Origin of the sequence: Amycolatopsis vastitatis (assembly GCF_002234595.1) — a bacterium.
GTDB classification, from domain to species: domain Bacteria; phylum Actinomycetota; class Actinomycetes; order Mycobacteriales; family Pseudonocardiaceae; genus Amycolatopsis; species Amycolatopsis vastitatis.
The window spans coordinates 198,010-213,950 of the sequence record NZ_NMUL01000005.1 but is presented as its reverse complement, the minus strand read 5'-3'; the positions used below and the strand labels follow the sequence as shown (position 1 = coordinate 213,950).

Sequence of the window (15,941 nt, the reverse complement as noted above, 5' to 3'; positions counted from 1 at the left end):
AGACACCTTTTCTTGGGGACGCCGATGGCCAACAGAGCAGCCGAGCAACGCAACCGCGTCGAAACCGCCCTCGACCGGGTCCGTCATCAGATCGGACTGGTGCTGGGGGCGGCGGCCGGTGCGCGCCAGGCCGCGGAGGCCGACCTGGCCAAACTGGAGCTGGAGCGGGACATCGTCCGCGTCGGCATGAACCACGCCGCGCCCGAGCAGCAGAACGAGTGGTCACGCCACCCGGCCGCGCACGAGGTGTTCGGCGCGCTCGGCAGCGTGCGAAGCGCTTTCTACACCGACTGGAGCCAAGGTCCCGCCACCCTGCGGGAACTCGTCGCGCAGAACGCGCCGGGCTCGGCCGGGCTGCCTGCGGGCGACTGGCTCGGCACGGTCGGGCACAACCCGGGCCTCACCTCGCCCGGTCTGTGGCGCGTCGGATCCGCCACGGCCGCGGGCGGTGACGCCACCCGCACGTTCGACGTCGCCGTCCCGTTGCTCGACGAGTCGCACCTGGCGATCACGTCGGCACCCAAGACGCGGCCCGCGATCGACGGCATCGTGCAGAACCTGCTGATCCGCGTGGTCTCGACGTTCGAGCCCGGCGCGGTCCGGGTGCACCTGTGGGACATCGGGCAGCTGACCGCGATCCTGCCCGACCTCTACCCGCTGAGCCAGACCAGCGCGCTCTCGCTGTACGACCCCGGACGGCTCGAGGACCTCCTCGACGAGCTGGCCGGGCACATCCGCCGGATCCACGCCAGCTGCATGTCCGCCGGGTTCACGTCGCTGCGGGAAATGCGGCAGAAGACCGGGCAGCGGGGCGAGCCGTACCGGGTCGTCGTGCTGTACGGCAACGGCGAAACCCTGGAACCCGAACGCGCCCGCGACCTCAAGCGCGTCGCGAGCGGCGCGCTGGCCGCCGGCATCTGCCTGATCATGGTCGACGTGCCGACCGCGGTGAGCGCGCCGGTGGAAACGCTGAGCCTGCTCGACGACCGGCACGCGATCAGCAGCATGACGGGCACCGACCTCGTCGTCGACCTGGATCCGCCGATGCCGTCCGGGCAGGTGATCCGCGCCGTCGACAAGATCGCGAAGGCGCTGATCGCCAAGCAGGGCGGCCCGCGGTCGTTCGACGACCTCCTCCCGACCGAGCTGGGGCACGAAAGCTCGGCGCGGGAACTCCGGGCGCCGGTCGGGTTCTTCGAGGGCGAGCCGGTCGAGGTCGTGATCGGCGACGCGAGCCCGCACGCCCTGATCGGCGGACCGTCCGGTTCGGGCAAGACGAACTTCCTGTACGCGCTGATCGGCAGCCTCGCGGCGCGGTACACCCCGGACGAGCTGGCGCTGTACCTGCTGGACTTCAAGGAAGGCGTCTCCTTCGCCGGGCTGGCGCCGGGCCGGAAGGACGCGAGCTGGCTGCCGCACGCGCGGCTGGTCGGCGTCAACGTCAACACCGACCGCGAGTTCGGCCTGGCGCTGCTGCGGTTCCTGGCCGACGAGCTGCGCCGCCGGTCGGCGGCCGCGAAGGAGCACGAGGTCACGAACCTCGCCGACCTCCGCGAGGCCGACCCGTCCGGGCACTGGCCGCGGATCGTCGCGGTGATCGACGAGTTCCAATACCTGTTCGCGGGCCGCGACCAGGTGACGGCGACGGCGACGCAGCTGCTGGAGGACATCGCGCGGCGCGGCCGGTCGCAGGGCATCCACCTGGTGCTGGCCAGCCAGGACGTCGCCGGCATCGAGGCGTTCTGGGGCAAGCCGGCGGTGTTCGAGCAGTGCACGCTGCGGATCGCGATGCCGAAGGCGCGCCGCGTGCTGGCCGAGACGAACAACGCGGCGGTGTCGGCGCCGAAGTGGCACGCGGTGATCAACCACGACTCCGGCGTCGCGCACGGCAACCAGCTGGCCCACATCCCGGACGCGAGCAGCAAGAACGTGTTCGTCAGCCTGCAGCACCGGCTGTGGGAGGAGTACGCGGGCCGGTTCCCGCGGCCGCGCCTGTTCGACGGCGCGCATTCGCCGATCCTGGAACAGTTCCCGGCGTACCTCGACCTGAAGCCGAACTCGAAGCCGCGGGCGCTGCTCGGCCAGTCGATCGACGTCACGGAGACGGCGTGCGGCGTCGACCTGCCGCGGGCGCCGGGCCGCAACGTCGCGGTGCTCGGGTCCGCCACCGCCGAAGCACTGTCCATCATGGACTCCGCGGCGCGGTCGCTGTCCAGGCAGTACGAGCCGGGCGAGGCCGAGTTCGTGTTGAGCTGCCCGATCGAGGCGTGCGCCGACGCGGCGATGGAGCTGGCCTTGCGGCTGCGTGACGACGGCCACGCGGCGTCCCTCGTGGAGGATCTGTCCGGGGTGCTCGAGTCGATGACGGGCTCGCTGAGCAGCGGCGCGAAGATCCTGCTCCTGTACGGAGTCGACGCGGCCCTGCCGTCACTCGAAGCGAAGGCGGTGGGCCAGCTGAAGAGCGGGCTCGACCACCTGCGGGTGGTCCTGAAGCAGGGCCCCGGCCACGGCATCCACACGATCGGCTGGTGGCGCAGCATCGCCCGGCTGAAGGACACGCTGGGTTTCGGGGGCACGGACGACATCGGCACGTGGGCGGCCCTCGACGTCCAGGGCAACGAGCTCTCGCCGTTCGCGGCGGGCCAGGTGGTGCACTGGTCACCGCGGCCGGGCCGCGCGTTGTTCTTCGACCGCACGACCCACGGCGCCCCCGAAGTGATCATCCCGTTCCAGCGTCCGGAGAACGCGCTATGACCGACGACGGCGCCACCGCGGCCATGCGGTACAAGGAGATCATCGCCCTGTCCCGGGGTTCGGCGGAGAACCTGCGCGAGTGGGAGCTGGCCCGTGCCAAAGCCCTCGAAGCGGAGATCGAGGAAGCCCAGAACGCCATCGAGGTCGCAAAAGAGCGCGAAGCGGGGGCGGCCAAACGCGCGACGCGCTGGTGGAAGATGGCCCTGCACAACATCCAGGGCTTGACGTGGCTCGCACCGGGCGACGACCCGCGCCCCGTCCCCACGGCCCGGGCGGCCTACCTGGAGCGGTACCTCGAAGAGGTCAAGCCGAGTTACCAGGAGCTGGTGCAGGCGGTGCTGGGGCTGGGCTGGCGGGCCAAGCGGGCGGCGGCGAAGCGGGGAGAGCAGCCGCCGCCGGTGTAGCTCAGACGTCGAAGACGGTGTCGTAGGGCTCATCGTCGTCCGCCGAGGTCGGCCGCCGTCGTGGTGGGGGCGGTGGTTGCGGCCGCGGCGACTGGGGTTGGGGCGGCTGGGATTGTTGTGCCAGCCGTCCCCCGGCGGCAACGGCGTCCCGGATGGCGGCGGTGATGGTCCGGCTCAGCGTGACGGCGTCGAACCGCATGGCTTCGGGCGCGAGCCGCACCTCGCTGACGACCCCGCCGGGCCCGGCGAGCACTGTGACGCTCCGATCCGGCGAGACGACCGTCGTGTGGTTGCCGCCGGCGATGCCCGCGAGGAGGCGCTGGTTTTCGGCCTTGCGGTCTTCGATCTGCTTGAGCTGCCAGCGCATTTCCTCGATCAGCTGCGCGTTGTCGCTCACGCGAATCCCCCCGGACGATGTGGCGTGTAGATGAACTCGTAGTAGCCGCCGAGCTGGTGATAGGCCATGGAGTAGCCCCGGCTCCGCGCGACCCAGAGGAGGTCGGCCTGCGACACACCGAACTCCACTGTCCGGATGATGACCTTGTTCCGGCCGTCCAGCCGTGCGGCCAGGCGAGCCAGCTGCTGTTCGCGCGGTTGCCCTCGCCGCTTCAATCGGACGATGATCAACGTCACGACGAGGGCGAAGCCGCTCCCGCAAAGCAGGATCCCGAGCAAGGCAACCCAGGGCGGGACCGAGTTGCTCATCGCGCCACCTCGCCGCCACGAAGGCTCCACGCCACCTTCGCCGTCGCGTCGGCGATCGCAGGCCAGGCGTCCTCCGAATCCGCCACCACCGAGAGGATCACCACGGACCGCCTGTCGGGCAGCGGGATCTGGTACTCCGCCTTGATCTGCGTACGGACGTCCTGTCCGGGAAGGTGGAACTCACCACCGCTGATCGCAACGACGGCCGGCCCGATCGGAAGCCGGACCGGTTGCACGACCGCGCGCTTGTGCCGCCCGCGGTACTGCTCGGCCAGGGCCGCCACCACGGCGTCACGGCTGCCGGGCGCGGTGTCCGGCCACTGCGCCACGCCGAGCGTCAGGGTCGCGACGTCCCCCTCCCGCGGGCCGACGGCGAACTTGCCGAACACCCGGATGCCGTTGGCCTGCATCGTCGGCACCAGAGCCATCAGGTAGCTGCCGAACTCCTCGACGCTCTTCCCGGCGCCGGCCGCCACGTTTTCGGCGACCATCCAGGCGCGGCTCCGGTTCATCTTGTCGTCGCTGCCCACCGGCATTCCGGCGAAGCCGGGCGGCAGGTCGATCTGCAACGGCATCAGTTCCACACCTCGTCTTCCGCCCGTGCGCGGGCCCGCTGAGGTGCGTCGTCGGCTTGTATCCCCGCCTCGGCGGCGTTCCAAAACGCCACACCTGACGGCGCGAACACGGCGGCAGCGGCCTGGTTCACGTCCTTCGGCAGCCAGTAGTTCTTGAAGTCGTCGATCGGGCCCTCGAAGTTCAATCCCGCCACCTCGGTGAGGGCATCTGTCTGGAACTGGGCTCCCACCAGGCCCAGGCCGAGGGCCTTCACCGCGATCCCGGCACCTCCCGGAAGAGCCTCGCCGAGGATGGTGGTCGCCGCGCCGGTCAGGTCGAACGCAAGTGTCTCGGGTGCCACGTCCGCCCCGGCGGCACCCGCGGCGAGGTGGCCGGCCGTCGCGGCCAAGCTGAATCCGACAGCCACGCTTCCGACGATCTCCTTGACGGGATCGGGGAGGACTTCGCTGACCACACCGAGAACGTTGCCGACGTCACCGCTCACATCCGAGAGCTTCGAGAGCAGCTCCGCGTGGTCCTGGACGAAGTTCACGGCCTCGTCCACGCCGTCGGCGAGGGTGTTCGTCAGGTCGCCGAGTGCCCCGCCGACGGCGTCGGTCAGCTTGTCGAGGACGTCCGGCTCGTCCGGAGCCAGCTCCTTCGCCTTCCGCAGCGCCTCCGCGACGCGGCCCGCGGCCTCCGTGTGCTCCTGCTGGAGCTGCTTCGCCGCGTCCTGGATGTTCTGGCAGCCGTCGATCGCCGTCTGGAGCTGCTGGCCCGCGTTGTCCAGCAGGCGTTGCGCGATCTGCAGGGACGGCTGGTCCGGGAACGTCCGGTTGGCCAGCGCGAAGTCCGGGTTCGCGCGTGCCTCCTCCGCCGCCTTCGCCGCCGCTTCCGCGCGCGCTTCCAGCTCGGCAGCGCGTCTCTGCAGGTCACCGAGGTCGCGGGACCAGCCTTCGAGCGCGTCCGCGGCCTCACCCATCGACCGGGCCGCACCCTCGAGGTACTGCGGCAGCGGACCGACGCGCCGCGCGAAGGCCTCGCTCGCCTCGCCCTGCCAGATGCCCTGCTTCCGGACGATCCGCCGGATCGAGTCGTCGGCTTGGGTCAGGTCGGTGCTCACCGCGCGGTACTTGCCGGCCAGGTCGGTGATCCCGTCCAGCTCACCCGGCGCCGGGTCGAAGCCCAGGGCCGGGAACTCGCGGGCGCTCACCGGTCACCGCCGTTCAGGATGTCGGCGATGCCCGCGCCCGGCGGGCGGTCACCGGCCAAGTCGTCGATGCCCGGCACACCACCGGTCACCCCGCCGCCGACCTTGCCGTCACCGTCGCCGACCGGGGCGCCACCCTCGCCCAGCACCGCCGCGCCGAACTTGGACAGCTGGTCGCCGAACTGCGCCTCGATCTGCTCGTACTTCTGCTTCGCCTGCTTCAGACGCTCCGTGACGTCCGAAGCCGCTTCGCCGAGGCGGCCGATCCCGTAGCCCCACGCCTCTTCGAACTCGACGCCCGCCTTGCCCAGCTCCGCTGTCCCGAGCGAGCCGAACGCTCCGCCGCCGCCGAGCTTCTTGTTGGCGTCGGCCATCTTTTCCGCCGCCGTGCCCAGGTCGTCGATGAGCTTGCCCAGCTCGTCGACCTTCACCGCATACCCGTCCACGCCACCTCCCCTGTGGTCCCGTCAACCGTAAGACGGCTGTCAACGCTCCGCGGTTTCGTCGTCACCCGAAGGAGTTAGCACCAAAAAAGCCACCGCCGGGCGCAGTGCCCGGCGGTGGCTTTCCGTCAGCGGACTAATGCCTGTTCAGCAGCTGTTCCAGGCAGTCGAGCAGGTCGTAGATCCCGTCCTCGAACGCGTTGCCCGCGCTCGGCCGGAACCGGATCACCTGCGGGTCGTGGTCGCTGGCCTGGTCGGCGAACTCCGCGTTGATGTGGACGACGTCGTAGTCCACCCCGCGCGGCGCCTTCGACGCCAGGATGTGGTCCAGCACCTGCGACTGGCCCTCGAACACGTAGCTGTACCGCTCGGCCTCCGGTACCGACGCGATCAGGTCCTTCAGCGCACCACCGGCGGTCAGCGTCTGGACCGCGGGCGAGAACGGGTAGTCGTTCAGGTCGCCCGCCACGACGATGTTGGCGTTGCGGTCCGCCGCCAGGAGCTGGTCGACGAAGCCGCGAAGCACCGTCGCCTGCTTCGCCCGCTGTACCTCGGAACTGCGCGCCGGCGGCTGGAACCGGCCGTGCGTCGGCTGGTCACCGCCCTTGGAGTTGAAGTGGTTGGCGATGACGAACACCGTGCGGCCCTTGAAGACGAACTCGCCCGCGAGGGGCTTGCGGCTGGTCGTCCAGGCTTCGTTGGCCGGGTCGACGCGACCCGGCGAAAACGTCAGGTGCGCCTTGCCGTGGTTGCCGGTCACGCCGACCGCCGTGGTCGGCGTCCCACCCGGACGGTCCACAAAGGATACCCGGGCCGGGTTGAACAGGAACGCCACACGGATGTTTCCGCCCGGCTGACCGCCGTCCTGGTCGTTCACCGGGTCGATCGAGCGCCACTGGTAGCGCGGGCCACCCTTGGCGACGATGGCGTCGGTGAACTTCTGCAACGTCTGGTCCGCCGCGACCGTGCCGTCGTCGGTCGCGCCCGTGTTGTCCTGGATCTCCTCCAGGTTCACGATGTCCGGCGTCGCCAGGTGCGTCACGATCGCCTCGCCGAGCCGGTCGTACTTCGCCTGCGGGTCACCCGGCGCCAGGTTCTCGACGTTGTACGTCGCGACCGCGAGCTCGCCGGAACGCTGCTTGCGCGTGGTCTCGCCCTGCAGCCCGTTGTCCTTCTCGGTGCCGAGCACGCTGGCGAACAGCGTGTAGCCGCCGAAGTTGCTGTACTCGACCGGACCCGACGTGGTGCCGGTCAGCACGTCACCGACGTTGAGCTTCGGGAACGGCCGCTCGGCGAACGGGATCAGCGACGAAACCTTCATGACCCCGCTGTTGAGCTGGTCGTACCCCAGGTAGACGCTGCCACCGCGCACGGACTCGTGCTGGTCGGGCTTCGACGTCACGTACAGCTCGTTGAACGAGTTCGTCGGGCCGACGACACGCGCGTCGGTGACCGAAACGATCTCGCTCTCGTGCGCCTCCCAGAAGTCGAGCGCGTACTTCGACGGCTCCAGGGTGAGCGGCTCGATGTTCCCGCCGGGCGACGGCGCGTACGTCGTCGGCACGGTGTCCGGGTTCAGCACCGTTGGCGCCGGAAGGGCGTTCCCGTGGGTGTCGACCGTCCACTGTGCACTGCTCAGCTCGGTCAGCGACTGGTAGTTCGACGTCGCGGGCGCGTCCGGGTAGAACTCGCGGACGGTGCCGGTGGCGGTCACCGCGTCGCCGACCGCGACGGCCGGGCTCGTCGAGCCGGTGAAGACGAACAGGCCCTCGCTGGTGCGCGCGTCCGTGTCCGGATGGGGGTCGGTGACCCAGAAACCGCGCGACGAACCGAACGTCCGGGTCGCGGTGACGACACCGGTGACGTCGCTGACCTTCTTGTCCTTGAAGGGCGAAATCCGCGTGGTGCCCTGGATGTCGTGGATCTTCGCCGGGGCCGGCGCCGGGCCGGGGTCCCCGCCGGTCGACTCACCCGCGGTGTTGGTCGGCGTCGGCTCGCCGACGGTGAAGTCGGCGGCGTTGTCGTCGGTGTCGGCGAGCGCCGTGCCGCGCGCGACGGACGTCGTGTTCGACGGCGCCGCGGTCGGGTTGCCCTCGCGCACGGTCGCCATGCCGAACCCGACGAGGTCCTTGATCCGCGCGTCGGCGGCGCAGTCGGCCGCGGTCTTGCAGGTCAGCGCGGTGGTGCCGGAGACGAGGGCGATCGTGCCGGCGGTGGCCGACATCGCGATCGCGCCGGTCGCGTCCGGCGTGGGCAGCGCGACGGTGCCGCCGGAGCCCTTGCCCTCGGCCACGAGGTAGCGGCCACCCGGCGCGACGCTGCCGGCCAGCGGCGTCACCTGCCAGGTGCTCGACGGGCTCGCCGAACCGGGCAGGTACTGGACGCTGAAGCCGGCCAGGCTCGCGGCCGCCGCACCGTGGTTGGCGAGCTCGACGAAGTCGCTGGTCAACGTGGCGCCGGAGTTGCCACCACCGCCGTAGACCTCGGCGATGACCGCGTCGGCGCTCGGTGTGGCGAGCGCCGACGGTGCCGCCACGCCGCCGAGCACCAGGCCCGACGCGACGGCCACCGTGAAGGCGGCCTTGGATCTGTGGGTCTTGGTCACCCTGAGTCCCCTTTGTGCTTGAACAGTCGTGGCATAGTCCCCCGAACAGATGAGGAGGAGGAAGACAAAGATGCAACGATTCGTAACAACTACTTTCGTCGTCACTCATTCGGCAGAGCAGGTTTCGTGATCACGCTCGTCCTCGGCGGAGACGTCGACATCCAGGCCCGCGCGACGCCGTCGGCCGCCTTCGACCGGCTCGAGCCGCTGCTCAAGGGCGCCGACCTGCGGTTCGTGAACCTCGAAGGACCCGTCGACGCCGCGGCGGCCGAAGCGCTGAAGTCGATCGGCGTCGACGTCGTCTCGGTCGCCAATGACGCCACCCACCCGCAGGCCGCCGCGATGGCGAGCCTCACGGTCCTCGATCACGCCGGGATCGCGCACTGCGGCGCCGGCCCGAACCTCGACGCCGCGCACGCGCCCGCGGTGGTCGAGCGATCCGGCGAAAAGGTCGCATTCCTCGCGTACACCTCACTTCGCCGCCTCTTCGGCCCAGCCGCGCAGGAGTTCCCCGGCATCGCGCAAGCGTTTGCGACGACGGCGTACCAGCCGGATCCGCACGTGACGGAGATCCCGGGCCGGCCGCCACTCGTCCGCACCACGCCGGTGCCCGAACACCTGGACCGGCTGGTCTCCGACATCAAGCGGGCCAAAAGCGGCAACACGCACGTCGTCGTCTCGATGCACTGGGGCCTGCCGGGCGCGGAACTCGCCGAGTACCAGGTCACCTACGGGCGCGCCGCGATCGACGCCGGCGCCGACCTGGTCGCCGGGCACGGATCGCACACCATCCAGGCCGTCGAGGTGTACCGCGGCCGCCCGATCCTCTACGGCCTCGGCAACCTCGTGTCCGACCGGCCGGACGGGCTCCTGGCCGGGTGCATGTTCGGCGACGAACCCCGCCTCGAACTCATCCCGGTGCGGCGGAACGCCGAAAACGAGTGCGAGCCGCTCGCCGGGGACGAAGCCGGCAAGGTGCTGCGGTACGTCGCGGAGATCTCGGCCCTGCGCTCCACGACGGTGTCCGTACGGGACGGGATCGCGTCGGTACTCGTTGGTACGTAACGGATCGCGCGCGTTCTGTGACAACTCGGCACCGGCTTGTCACCCATCCGGCGCATCTGCCTTAAATGCAGCTCAAGGACCGGAACAACCGGCGTCAAGCGGCGGTACGGTCTGCGTGAGCCGCCGGAAAAGTGGCACAGACCACTCCCGACAGCTCACGATCGGCACGACGCGGGGGGAGGGAGAACGATCATGTGGGGGCTGATTGTTCTCAGCTGCGTGTTCGTGCTGGTGCTGGGGATAGCCGCGGTCGTGGACCTCCGGGACCACGACCGCGGCGAGCACCGGGTCTAGCGCACCGACTGCCTGCCCTTGTAGCGGCCGAGAAGCGTGCGCGCCCCGGCCAGCGCCACTCGCCCCGCGCCTTTCGCGCTCGCGGCGAGGACCGTCGTCCAGTCGAAGTAGTCACGCCAGAGCACGATGCGGCCCGCCTCGACCTCGAACGTGCCGCACACCCAGAACTCCGCTTCCCACGCGCCGCGGCGCAGGACGTCGGTGCGTTCGGTGAGCACGACGTTGCCGTCCACGGCGATGTGGTGCGTCCGCGCCTCGAACCCGGAGCCGTACTTGGCCATTACGCGCAGCTGTTTTTCGACCGCCGCGACGCCGCGGGCGGGCGGCAACGGCACGTTCTGGTACACGATGTCGCTCGCCGCGAACGTCAGCGCCCGGTCGACGTCGAGGTCTTCGAGAGCCTTGAGGAAACCGGTCACCACTACCCGGGGTTCGTCGGTCATGACCCCAGGCTACGGCTCAGAACGGCCGGTCGCCCGCGATGGCGACGCGCTCCGCGATCCGGACGTGCGGGTGGTAGTCGTTGACCGCGTAGTGCTGCGTCGCGCGGTTGTCCCAGAACGCCACCGAATTGGGCCGCCAGCTGAACCGGACCTGGAATTCGGGCGTGTGAGCCTGCAGGAACAGGTACCGCAGCAGCCGGTCGCTCTCGGCCCGGTCCAGTCCGGCGATGTGCGTGGTGAACGCCTGGTTGACGAACAGGGTGCGCCGCCCGGTCTCCGGGTGCGTCCGGACCACCGGGTGCTCGACCGGCGGGAAGCGGTCCTGCCACCGCGCGAGGAGCGCGGGATCGGAGAACCGGGCGAAGCCGGGGAGGTAGTCGTGCACCGCGGTGAGCCCGTCGATGCGGGCGCGGACGTCTTCGGGCAGGTTGTCGTAGGCGGCGGCCATGTCGGCCCAGATCGTGTCGCCGCCGAGCGGCGGGACCTCGATCAGCCGCAGCACCGAGCCGAGGGCGGGGTTCGGCCGCCAGGTGACGTCGGTGTGCCAGATGTTCTCGTAGCCGGGCATGGCGGCCGTCCGCTCGAAGCGCGTGACGGCGTCGTCGTCGCCCTTCGGGATGAACGGGTTGGTCTCCAGCTCGCCCCAGTTCGCGGCGAACGCGCGCTGCTGCGCCGAGGTGATCCGCTGGTCGCGGAAGAAGAGCACCTTCCACTCGAGCAGGGCGCGGTTGAGTTCCTCGCGCAGCGCGGGCGTGAGCGGCTCGGCGAGGTCGACGCCGTCGACTTCGGCGCCGATCACCCGGCCCAGCGGGCGGACGGTGAACAGCTCGTACCTCTCCTGCGGTTCCCGCAGGAGACGGGGACCTTCGACGATGCCATCCGCGGGCGGGACGGCCTCGCGCAGCTGAATCCGGGCAGGAAGATCTACGGACATGGTTGTGCTCCAAGGGTTTCGGGAAATTTCGGACGCCGCGCTCGCGTCAGGCAGGAGGCGAGCCCAGGCGGCCGCGGCGCAGCAGCAGCTCCGCGACGCCTTCCCCGATCGACCACTCGATGGCCCGGATCAGCGTGCTTTCCGAGGTGACGGGCATGTGTTCATGGTCGCTTTCGTCCCGGCTCGCGGTCAAGCCGTCCACTGGGTGGAACGTCGGCAACGCCGCAGGTCACCGCGATGCGAGCCGCGGAGGAGCATGAGGCAAGATCTTCCACGATCAGGTGAGCGCCCTTGACGACGGAGGTCCCCATGCCGGAAGGCAGAGGCTCGCGGATCGGCAGTGACAACCCGGAGCTCGGGGGTTTCGCCACCCGGAACCCCGCGAAGAAGCCTGACCGGCTGCGCGCCGCGGCCGACCTGCTGGACCAGGCGGCGGCCGCCGACGACAAGGCGGCAGGCCGGTACGCCGAAGCCCGCGTCGATTCGACGCCGTTCGGCATCTCCCCGCAGGCCCGCGAGCTGGCGGCCCGCTGGACGTCCGCCCTCGCCGCGCGCGAAGCGGACGCGCGCGTCCTCGGCGACGCGACGTCGGACCTGGCGGGCCGGCTGCGCATGACGGCCGGGAGCCCGCGGAGCACCGGCTTCCGGGGGCGGATCGCGGTGGCGCCGTGACCTCGGAAGTCTTCGAACACCCGGCGCTGACGTCGGCGGCTTCACAGCTGTCCGCGTTGCGCGCGGCGGCCGGGCGGCTCGGTGTCCCCGACCCGGTCGCGGCCCTGCGGCACCTCGACTGCTCACCGGCCTCGATCCGCACGTCCGCCTCGGCGGTCGACACCGGCGCGCTGGTGGTGGCCTCCGCGCAGGCGGAGTTCCGCGCCGGCGTCGACCGCGCGGAAAACGGCGGCAGTACCGAGACTTTCGGCATGTGGGCGGACACAGTGGACGGTCAGTACGCGGCGGCGGCCCGCGCGGCCGCGTCGACGGCCGCGGTGGGCGTCCGGATCGCCGAGCGGCTGGACGAGCTGGCCGGTTCGGTGTCGTCGGAGGTGTCCCTGATCGCCGCCTCCGCCGAGTCTTCGGTGGCGGCGGTGCTGACGGGCGACCGGTCCGCCGAGGTGGTGAGCGAGGTCAGCGCCGCGTGCACCGCCGTGATCCGTGCGGTGCAGGAGAAACTCGCGGCGCTGACCGAACTCGCGGCGGAGCTGGAGCCGTTGACGGCCCCCGCCGTCCAGCTCAGCTGAAGTGCTCCCGGGCCCACTCCGCGAAGGGCCGCGCGGGATGCCCGGTGACCCGGGCGACGTCCGGTGAGACGGGTTCCGGTTCCTCGACGAGCGACGCCCAGTGGTTCAGCGCGCTTTCCGCGAATTCCTCGCCCATGTAAGGAGCCAGCTGCGTTTTCGCTTCGTCCCGGGGCTGTTCTTCCCAGCGGACGGGCTTCCCGAGCGCTTCCCCGACGAGCCGGGCCTGTTCGGCCTGGGTGAGGGACTCCGGGCCGGTGACGAGGTAGCGCCGCTTGGCGTGGCCGTGCTCGGTGAGCGCGTTGACGGCCATGTCGGCGACATCGCGTTCGTGGACGAGAGACCGCTTCGCCTGGCCATACGCTCCTCGGACGACGCCGGTGCGCGCTTGCCCGGCCCAGCCGAGCGCGTTGGTGGCGAGCCCGGTGACGCGGAGGAAGGTCCAGTCGCCCGTGACCTCTTCGACCGCGGCCTCGACGTCTCCCCAGACTCCTCCGGCTTCGGCGGACATCGCGGAAAGGTAGACGATTCTCTTGCCCTTGAAGGGTTCCACGGCCTTCTTGATGCCTTCGGCGGTGAAGAAGGGCCAGAGGAGGTAGACGGCGTCGACGCCCTCAGCCGCTTCTGCGGGATCAGTGATGTCGCCCTGGACGACGTCGACGCCCGCAGGCGCCTTCGCCGGATCCCGGACGAGAACTCTCGTCGCGACGCCCGCGGCTTTCAGGCCGGCGACGACGTGGCGTCCGGAGTGGCCGGTGGCCCCGGTGACGAGAACGGTCATGGTGCGCTCCTCGTGATCAGCTTGTGCCGACCACGGTCACACTTCAAGAGCCCTTCAAGTCAAGCCCGGGACGCGATTCGGTATCGGCGCGCACGAATCCGCAACAGGCGGCGGCACGGCCGAGACTTTGCCCTTACCCCCACAAAACGGGCGGGAATGAATCACCGAATTACGAAAGCGGGCGATATGAGCGAACAATGGAAACCGCGGCCACCACTCCCCACCGGGCGGTTCGCCCACGATGTGGCGACGACGCACGGGCACATTTACGTCATAGGCGGTGTGCCCGCGACAGGAGACCCTCGTACTGTCGAAGCCCGGCGAATTCACGGGAACGGCGAGTGGCACGAAGTCGCTCCGATGCCGACATTCCGGGGCAACCACGGGGTAGGCGTCGTGAACGGAATGATCTACGCGGTCGGCGGCATCGTCGAGGGCGACCACGGCACCGATGTGGTCGAGCGCTACGACCCCGGCGCCGACCAGTGGACAGCGGCCCCACCCCTGCCGACCACGCGCGCGGCGACTTCGGCCGCCGGCCTGGACGGACGACTCTACGTGGCAGGCGGCCTCCTCGACGAGGACACCGACGAACACGCCACCGACTCCGTCATCGCCTTCGACCCGCGCGAGGAAAGATGGTCACCGGTCGCCTCGATGCTGAACCCGAGAGCCCGGCACAGACTCGTGGCCACGGGCGGCCACCTGTATGCGATCGGCGGTTTGCGAAGCTTTTTCCAGGAAGCGTTCGCGACGGTGGAGCGCTATTCCCCGAAATCCGACACGTGGGAACCGGTGCGGTCGATGCACCAACCGCGGTCGTTGCCGGGCGCCACCGTCTTGGCCGACGGCCGCATCGTCGTTGTCGGCGGCGGACCCGGGCCGTTCCAGGATCGCCTGTCCCGCCACCGCACGACCGAGATCTACGACCCCCGTACCCGAAGGTGGCGCTTGCTGAGCACGCTCCTTCCCACGGGTCGCTCATCGCTGGCCTGCGCACCGGAATCCGAAGACCGGGTCCTGGCTATCAGCGGTAGCACGGTCGTCGACCGCGCCCCGACGGTCGACCCGGGTGTGCTGGCACTGAAAGTCCCGGCGGCGTGAACACGAACGAACCCCCGGCCAGCTGAACTGACCGGGGGTTCGGATCGAGCGGTGGCGGTGGGATTTGAACCCACGGACGGGGATTAGCCGTCACACGATTTCGAGTCGTGCTCCTTCGGCCGCTCGGACACGCCACCGCCGAGAACAATACCGGAGGGCCTGCCGGCGCCTCACAAGGGGTCGACCGGACGGCGGGGACGCCGCCTGGCCTGAGTGTCGCGGACCAAGCCGCGTGCCTTCGTGCGCAGGTCGTGGGCCACCTCGGTCACCTGGGCGCGGCGGCGCTGCATGCGGCCCGACGCCTGGAGACGCCGGTTGCCCGTCACCGAGCCGACCTTCTCGCGGGCGCCGCCGACCACCTGCTGGACCTTGTCCTTCATCGTCATGACGTACCTCCCTTCCCGAAGAAGGGGGTACCCACGAGCCCCGGCGTGAATCAGCGTCGCATGGCGAAGTACGTCTCCAGCAGCGACGCGCACTCCGTCGCCAGGACGCCTCCGTGCACCTCGGGGCGGTGGTTGAGACGGCGGTCACGGACGACGTCCCAGAGGGAACCCACCGCGCCCGTCTTGGGCTCCCACGCGCCGAACACCAGGCGGGAGATCCGCGCCAGCACCAGCGCGCCCGCGCACATCGTGCACGGCTCCAGCGTCACCGCCAGCGTGCAGCCTTCGAGCCGCCAGCCGTCGCCCACCACCTGGGCGGCCGAGCGCAACGCCAGGATCTCCGCGTGGGCCGTCGGGTCGCCCAGCTCGACGCGCGCGTTGCGGGCCGCGGCCAGGGGGGTGCCGTCGGGGCCGAACACGACAGCCCCGATCGGCACGTCCGCGCCGGGGGCGCGCGCCGCTTCCAGCGCGGCCTCCACGGCCTCGGTGTCGGACGGGCGTCTCAGAGCTCGTCCAGGAGCTTGGCGAACTCGTTGCCGAACCCGCAGCGCTGCGCGACCATCTGCAGCTGCTCGTCCGGGTAGAGGTCGACCTCGCCGACGATGACCTCCAGCTCCGGCCCGGGCAGCCCGAGATCCGCCAGGATCTCCAGGTCGCCCTCGGGCCAGACCGAGTCGTCCTCTTCGTCCGGTGGGTCGACGCGCAGGACGTCGAGGACGTCCGCCGCGATGTCGTAGTCCAGTGCCGCCGCCGCGTCCGAGAGCAGCAACGACGGCCCCCGCGGGCTCGGCCGGACGATCACGAAGAACTCGTCGTCGACCGCCAGCAGCCCGAAGCTCGCGCCGGTGGAACGTAGTTTGCCCAGTTCAGTGATCGCTGCGTCCAGCTCGGTCAACGCCCCCGGGTCGAGCGCACTGCACCGCCACCGACCGTCTTCCCGGACCACAGCCACCGCGAAGCCCGTGACCGGCTCTTCCACCGCCATGCGCACACCGTATTCCGCCGGTCGATCCGGCGCAC

18 protein-coding genes and 1 tRNA gene are annotated in these 15,941 nt (G+C 70.4%); 6 read left to right on the top strand and 13 right to left on the bottom strand.

Features of this window, described 5'->3' with window-relative positions; all coding sequences use genetic code 11:
- Positions 1-24 precede the first annotated feature (24 nt).
- Positions 25-2,754, top strand: a complete 2,730-nt coding sequence (locus CF165_RS04620) for an FtsK/SpoIIIE domain-containing protein (RefSeq protein ID WP_093946148.1) — start codon at positions 25-27, stop codon at positions 2,752-2,754.
- Complete coding sequence (locus CF165_RS04615; RefSeq protein ID WP_093946147.1) at positions 2,751-3,158, top strand: hypothetical protein; 408 nt, start codon at positions 2,751-2,753, stop codon at positions 3,156-3,158. Before CF165_RS04620 ends, CF165_RS04615 begins: the two co-directional genes overlap by 4 nt.
- A gap of 1 nt (position 3,159) precedes the next feature.
- Here the strand turns inward: CF165_RS04615 and CF165_RS04610 are convergent, their stop codons facing one another.
- The 6 genes from CF165_RS04610 to CF165_RS04585 form a co-directional block, all read right to left on the bottom strand.
- Positions 3,160-3,555 carry a YbaB/EbfC family nucleoid-associated protein gene (locus CF165_RS04610; protein ID WP_093946146.1) on the bottom strand — a complete coding sequence of 132 codons (396 nt, stop codon included), beginning with the start codon at positions 3,553-3,555 and terminating at the stop codon, positions 3,160-3,162.
- The gene (locus CF165_RS04605; protein ID WP_093946145.1) at positions 3,552-3,863 is read right to left on the bottom strand and encodes a hypothetical protein; all 312 of its coding nucleotides are present in this window, start codon (positions 3,861-3,863) and stop codon (positions 3,552-3,554) included. Before CF165_RS04605 ends, CF165_RS04610 begins: the two co-directional genes overlap by 4 nt.
- Complete coding sequence (locus tag CF165_RS04600; RefSeq protein ID WP_240521448.1) at positions 3,860-4,438, bottom strand: hypothetical protein; 579 nt, start codon at positions 4,436-4,438, stop codon at positions 3,860-3,862. Before CF165_RS04600 ends, CF165_RS04605 begins: the two co-directional genes overlap by 4 nt.
- Positions 4,438-5,631, bottom strand: coding sequence for a putative T7SS-secreted protein (locus CF165_RS04595; protein WP_093946143.1), 1,194 nt, complete (start codon positions 5,629-5,631; stop codon positions 4,438-4,440). Before CF165_RS04595 ends, CF165_RS04600 begins: the two co-directional genes overlap by 1 nt.
- Positions 5,628-6,074, bottom strand: coding sequence for a hypothetical protein (locus CF165_RS04590; protein ID WP_093946142.1), 447 nt, complete (start codon positions 6,072-6,074; stop codon positions 5,628-5,630). Before CF165_RS04590 ends, CF165_RS04595 begins: the two co-directional genes overlap by 4 nt.
- A 133-nt stretch (positions 6,075-6,207) precedes the next feature.
- Complete coding sequence (locus CF165_RS04585; RefSeq protein WP_093946141.1) at positions 6,208-8,676, bottom strand: DUF8508 domain-containing protein; 2,469 nt, start codon at positions 8,674-8,676, stop codon at positions 6,208-6,210.
- 126 nt (positions 8,677-8,802) lie between these two features.
- Between CF165_RS04585 and CF165_RS04580 the strand changes: the two genes are divergently transcribed.
- Positions 8,803-9,741 carry a CapA family protein gene (locus CF165_RS04580; protein ID WP_093946140.1) on the top strand — a complete coding sequence of 313 codons (939 nt, stop codon included), beginning with the start codon at positions 8,803-8,805 and terminating at the stop codon, positions 9,739-9,741.
- A gap of 290 nt (positions 9,742-10,031) precedes the next feature.
- Here CF165_RS04580 and CF165_RS04575 read toward each other — a convergent pair whose 3' ends face one another.
- Both CF165_RS04575 and CF165_RS04570 read right to left on the bottom strand, forming a co-directional pair.
- A complete protein-coding gene (locus CF165_RS04575) occupies positions 10,032-10,478 on the bottom strand; it encodes a limonene-1,2-epoxide hydrolase family protein (RefSeq protein ID WP_205660765.1) in 447 nt (148 codons plus the stop codon).
- A gap of 16 nt (positions 10,479-10,494) precedes the next feature.
- On the bottom strand, positions 10,495-11,412 hold the full coding sequence (locus CF165_RS04570) for a TauD/TfdA dioxygenase family protein (RefSeq protein WP_093946138.1): 918 nt from the start codon (positions 11,410-11,412) through the stop codon (positions 10,495-10,497).
- Positions 11,413-11,721: 309 nt separating this feature from the next.
- On the opposite strand from CF165_RS04570, the gene CF165_RS04565 reads away from it, so the two are divergent.
- On the top strand, positions 11,722-12,084 hold the full coding sequence (locus tag CF165_RS04565; protein ID WP_240521447.1) for a hypothetical protein: 363 nt from the start codon (positions 11,722-11,724) through the stop codon (positions 12,082-12,084).
- On the top strand, positions 12,081-12,653 hold the full coding sequence (locus CF165_RS04560) for a hypothetical protein (protein ID WP_093946136.1): 573 nt from the start codon (positions 12,081-12,083) through the stop codon (positions 12,651-12,653). Before CF165_RS04565 ends, CF165_RS04560 begins: the two co-directional genes overlap by 4 nt.
- Here the strand turns inward: CF165_RS04560 and CF165_RS04555 are convergent.
- Positions 12,646-13,431, bottom strand: coding sequence for an SDR family oxidoreductase (locus CF165_RS04555; RefSeq protein WP_093946135.1), 786 nt, complete (start codon positions 13,429-13,431; stop codon positions 12,646-12,648). The two genes, CF165_RS04560 and CF165_RS04555, sit on opposite strands and share 8 nt — an antisense overlap.
- Positions 13,432-13,587: 156 nt before the next feature.
- Here CF165_RS04555 and CF165_RS04550 point away from each other — a divergent pair, with 156 nt between their 5' ends.
- Positions 13,588-14,535, top strand: coding sequence for a Kelch repeat-containing protein (locus CF165_RS04550; RefSeq protein ID WP_093946134.1), 948 nt, complete (start codon positions 13,588-13,590; stop codon positions 14,533-14,535).
- A gap of 49 nt (positions 14,536-14,584) precedes the next feature.
- Here the strand turns inward: CF165_RS04550 and CF165_RS04545 are convergent.
- From CF165_RS04545 to CF165_RS04530, 4 genes are all read right to left on the bottom strand, one after another.
- A tRNA-Ser gene (locus CF165_RS04545) sits at positions 14,585-14,672 on the bottom strand.
- Positions 14,673-14,705: 33 nt separating this feature from the next.
- Entirely contained in the window at positions 14,706-14,921 is a 216-nt protein-coding gene (locus CF165_RS04540; protein ID WP_093946133.1) for a CsbD family protein, read from the bottom strand.
- A gap of 50 nt (positions 14,922-14,971) precedes the next feature.
- On the bottom strand, positions 14,972-15,400 hold the full coding sequence (locus tag CF165_RS04535) for a nucleoside deaminase (RefSeq protein ID WP_093946132.1): 429 nt from the start codon (positions 15,398-15,400) through the stop codon (positions 14,972-14,974).
- A 23-nt stretch (positions 15,401-15,423) separates the two neighbouring features.
- Positions 15,424-15,906, bottom strand: a complete 483-nt coding sequence (locus tag CF165_RS04530) for a tRNA adenosine deaminase-associated protein (protein ID WP_205660764.1) — start codon at positions 15,904-15,906, stop codon at positions 15,424-15,426.
- Positions 15,907-15,941: the final 35 nt, after the last annotated feature.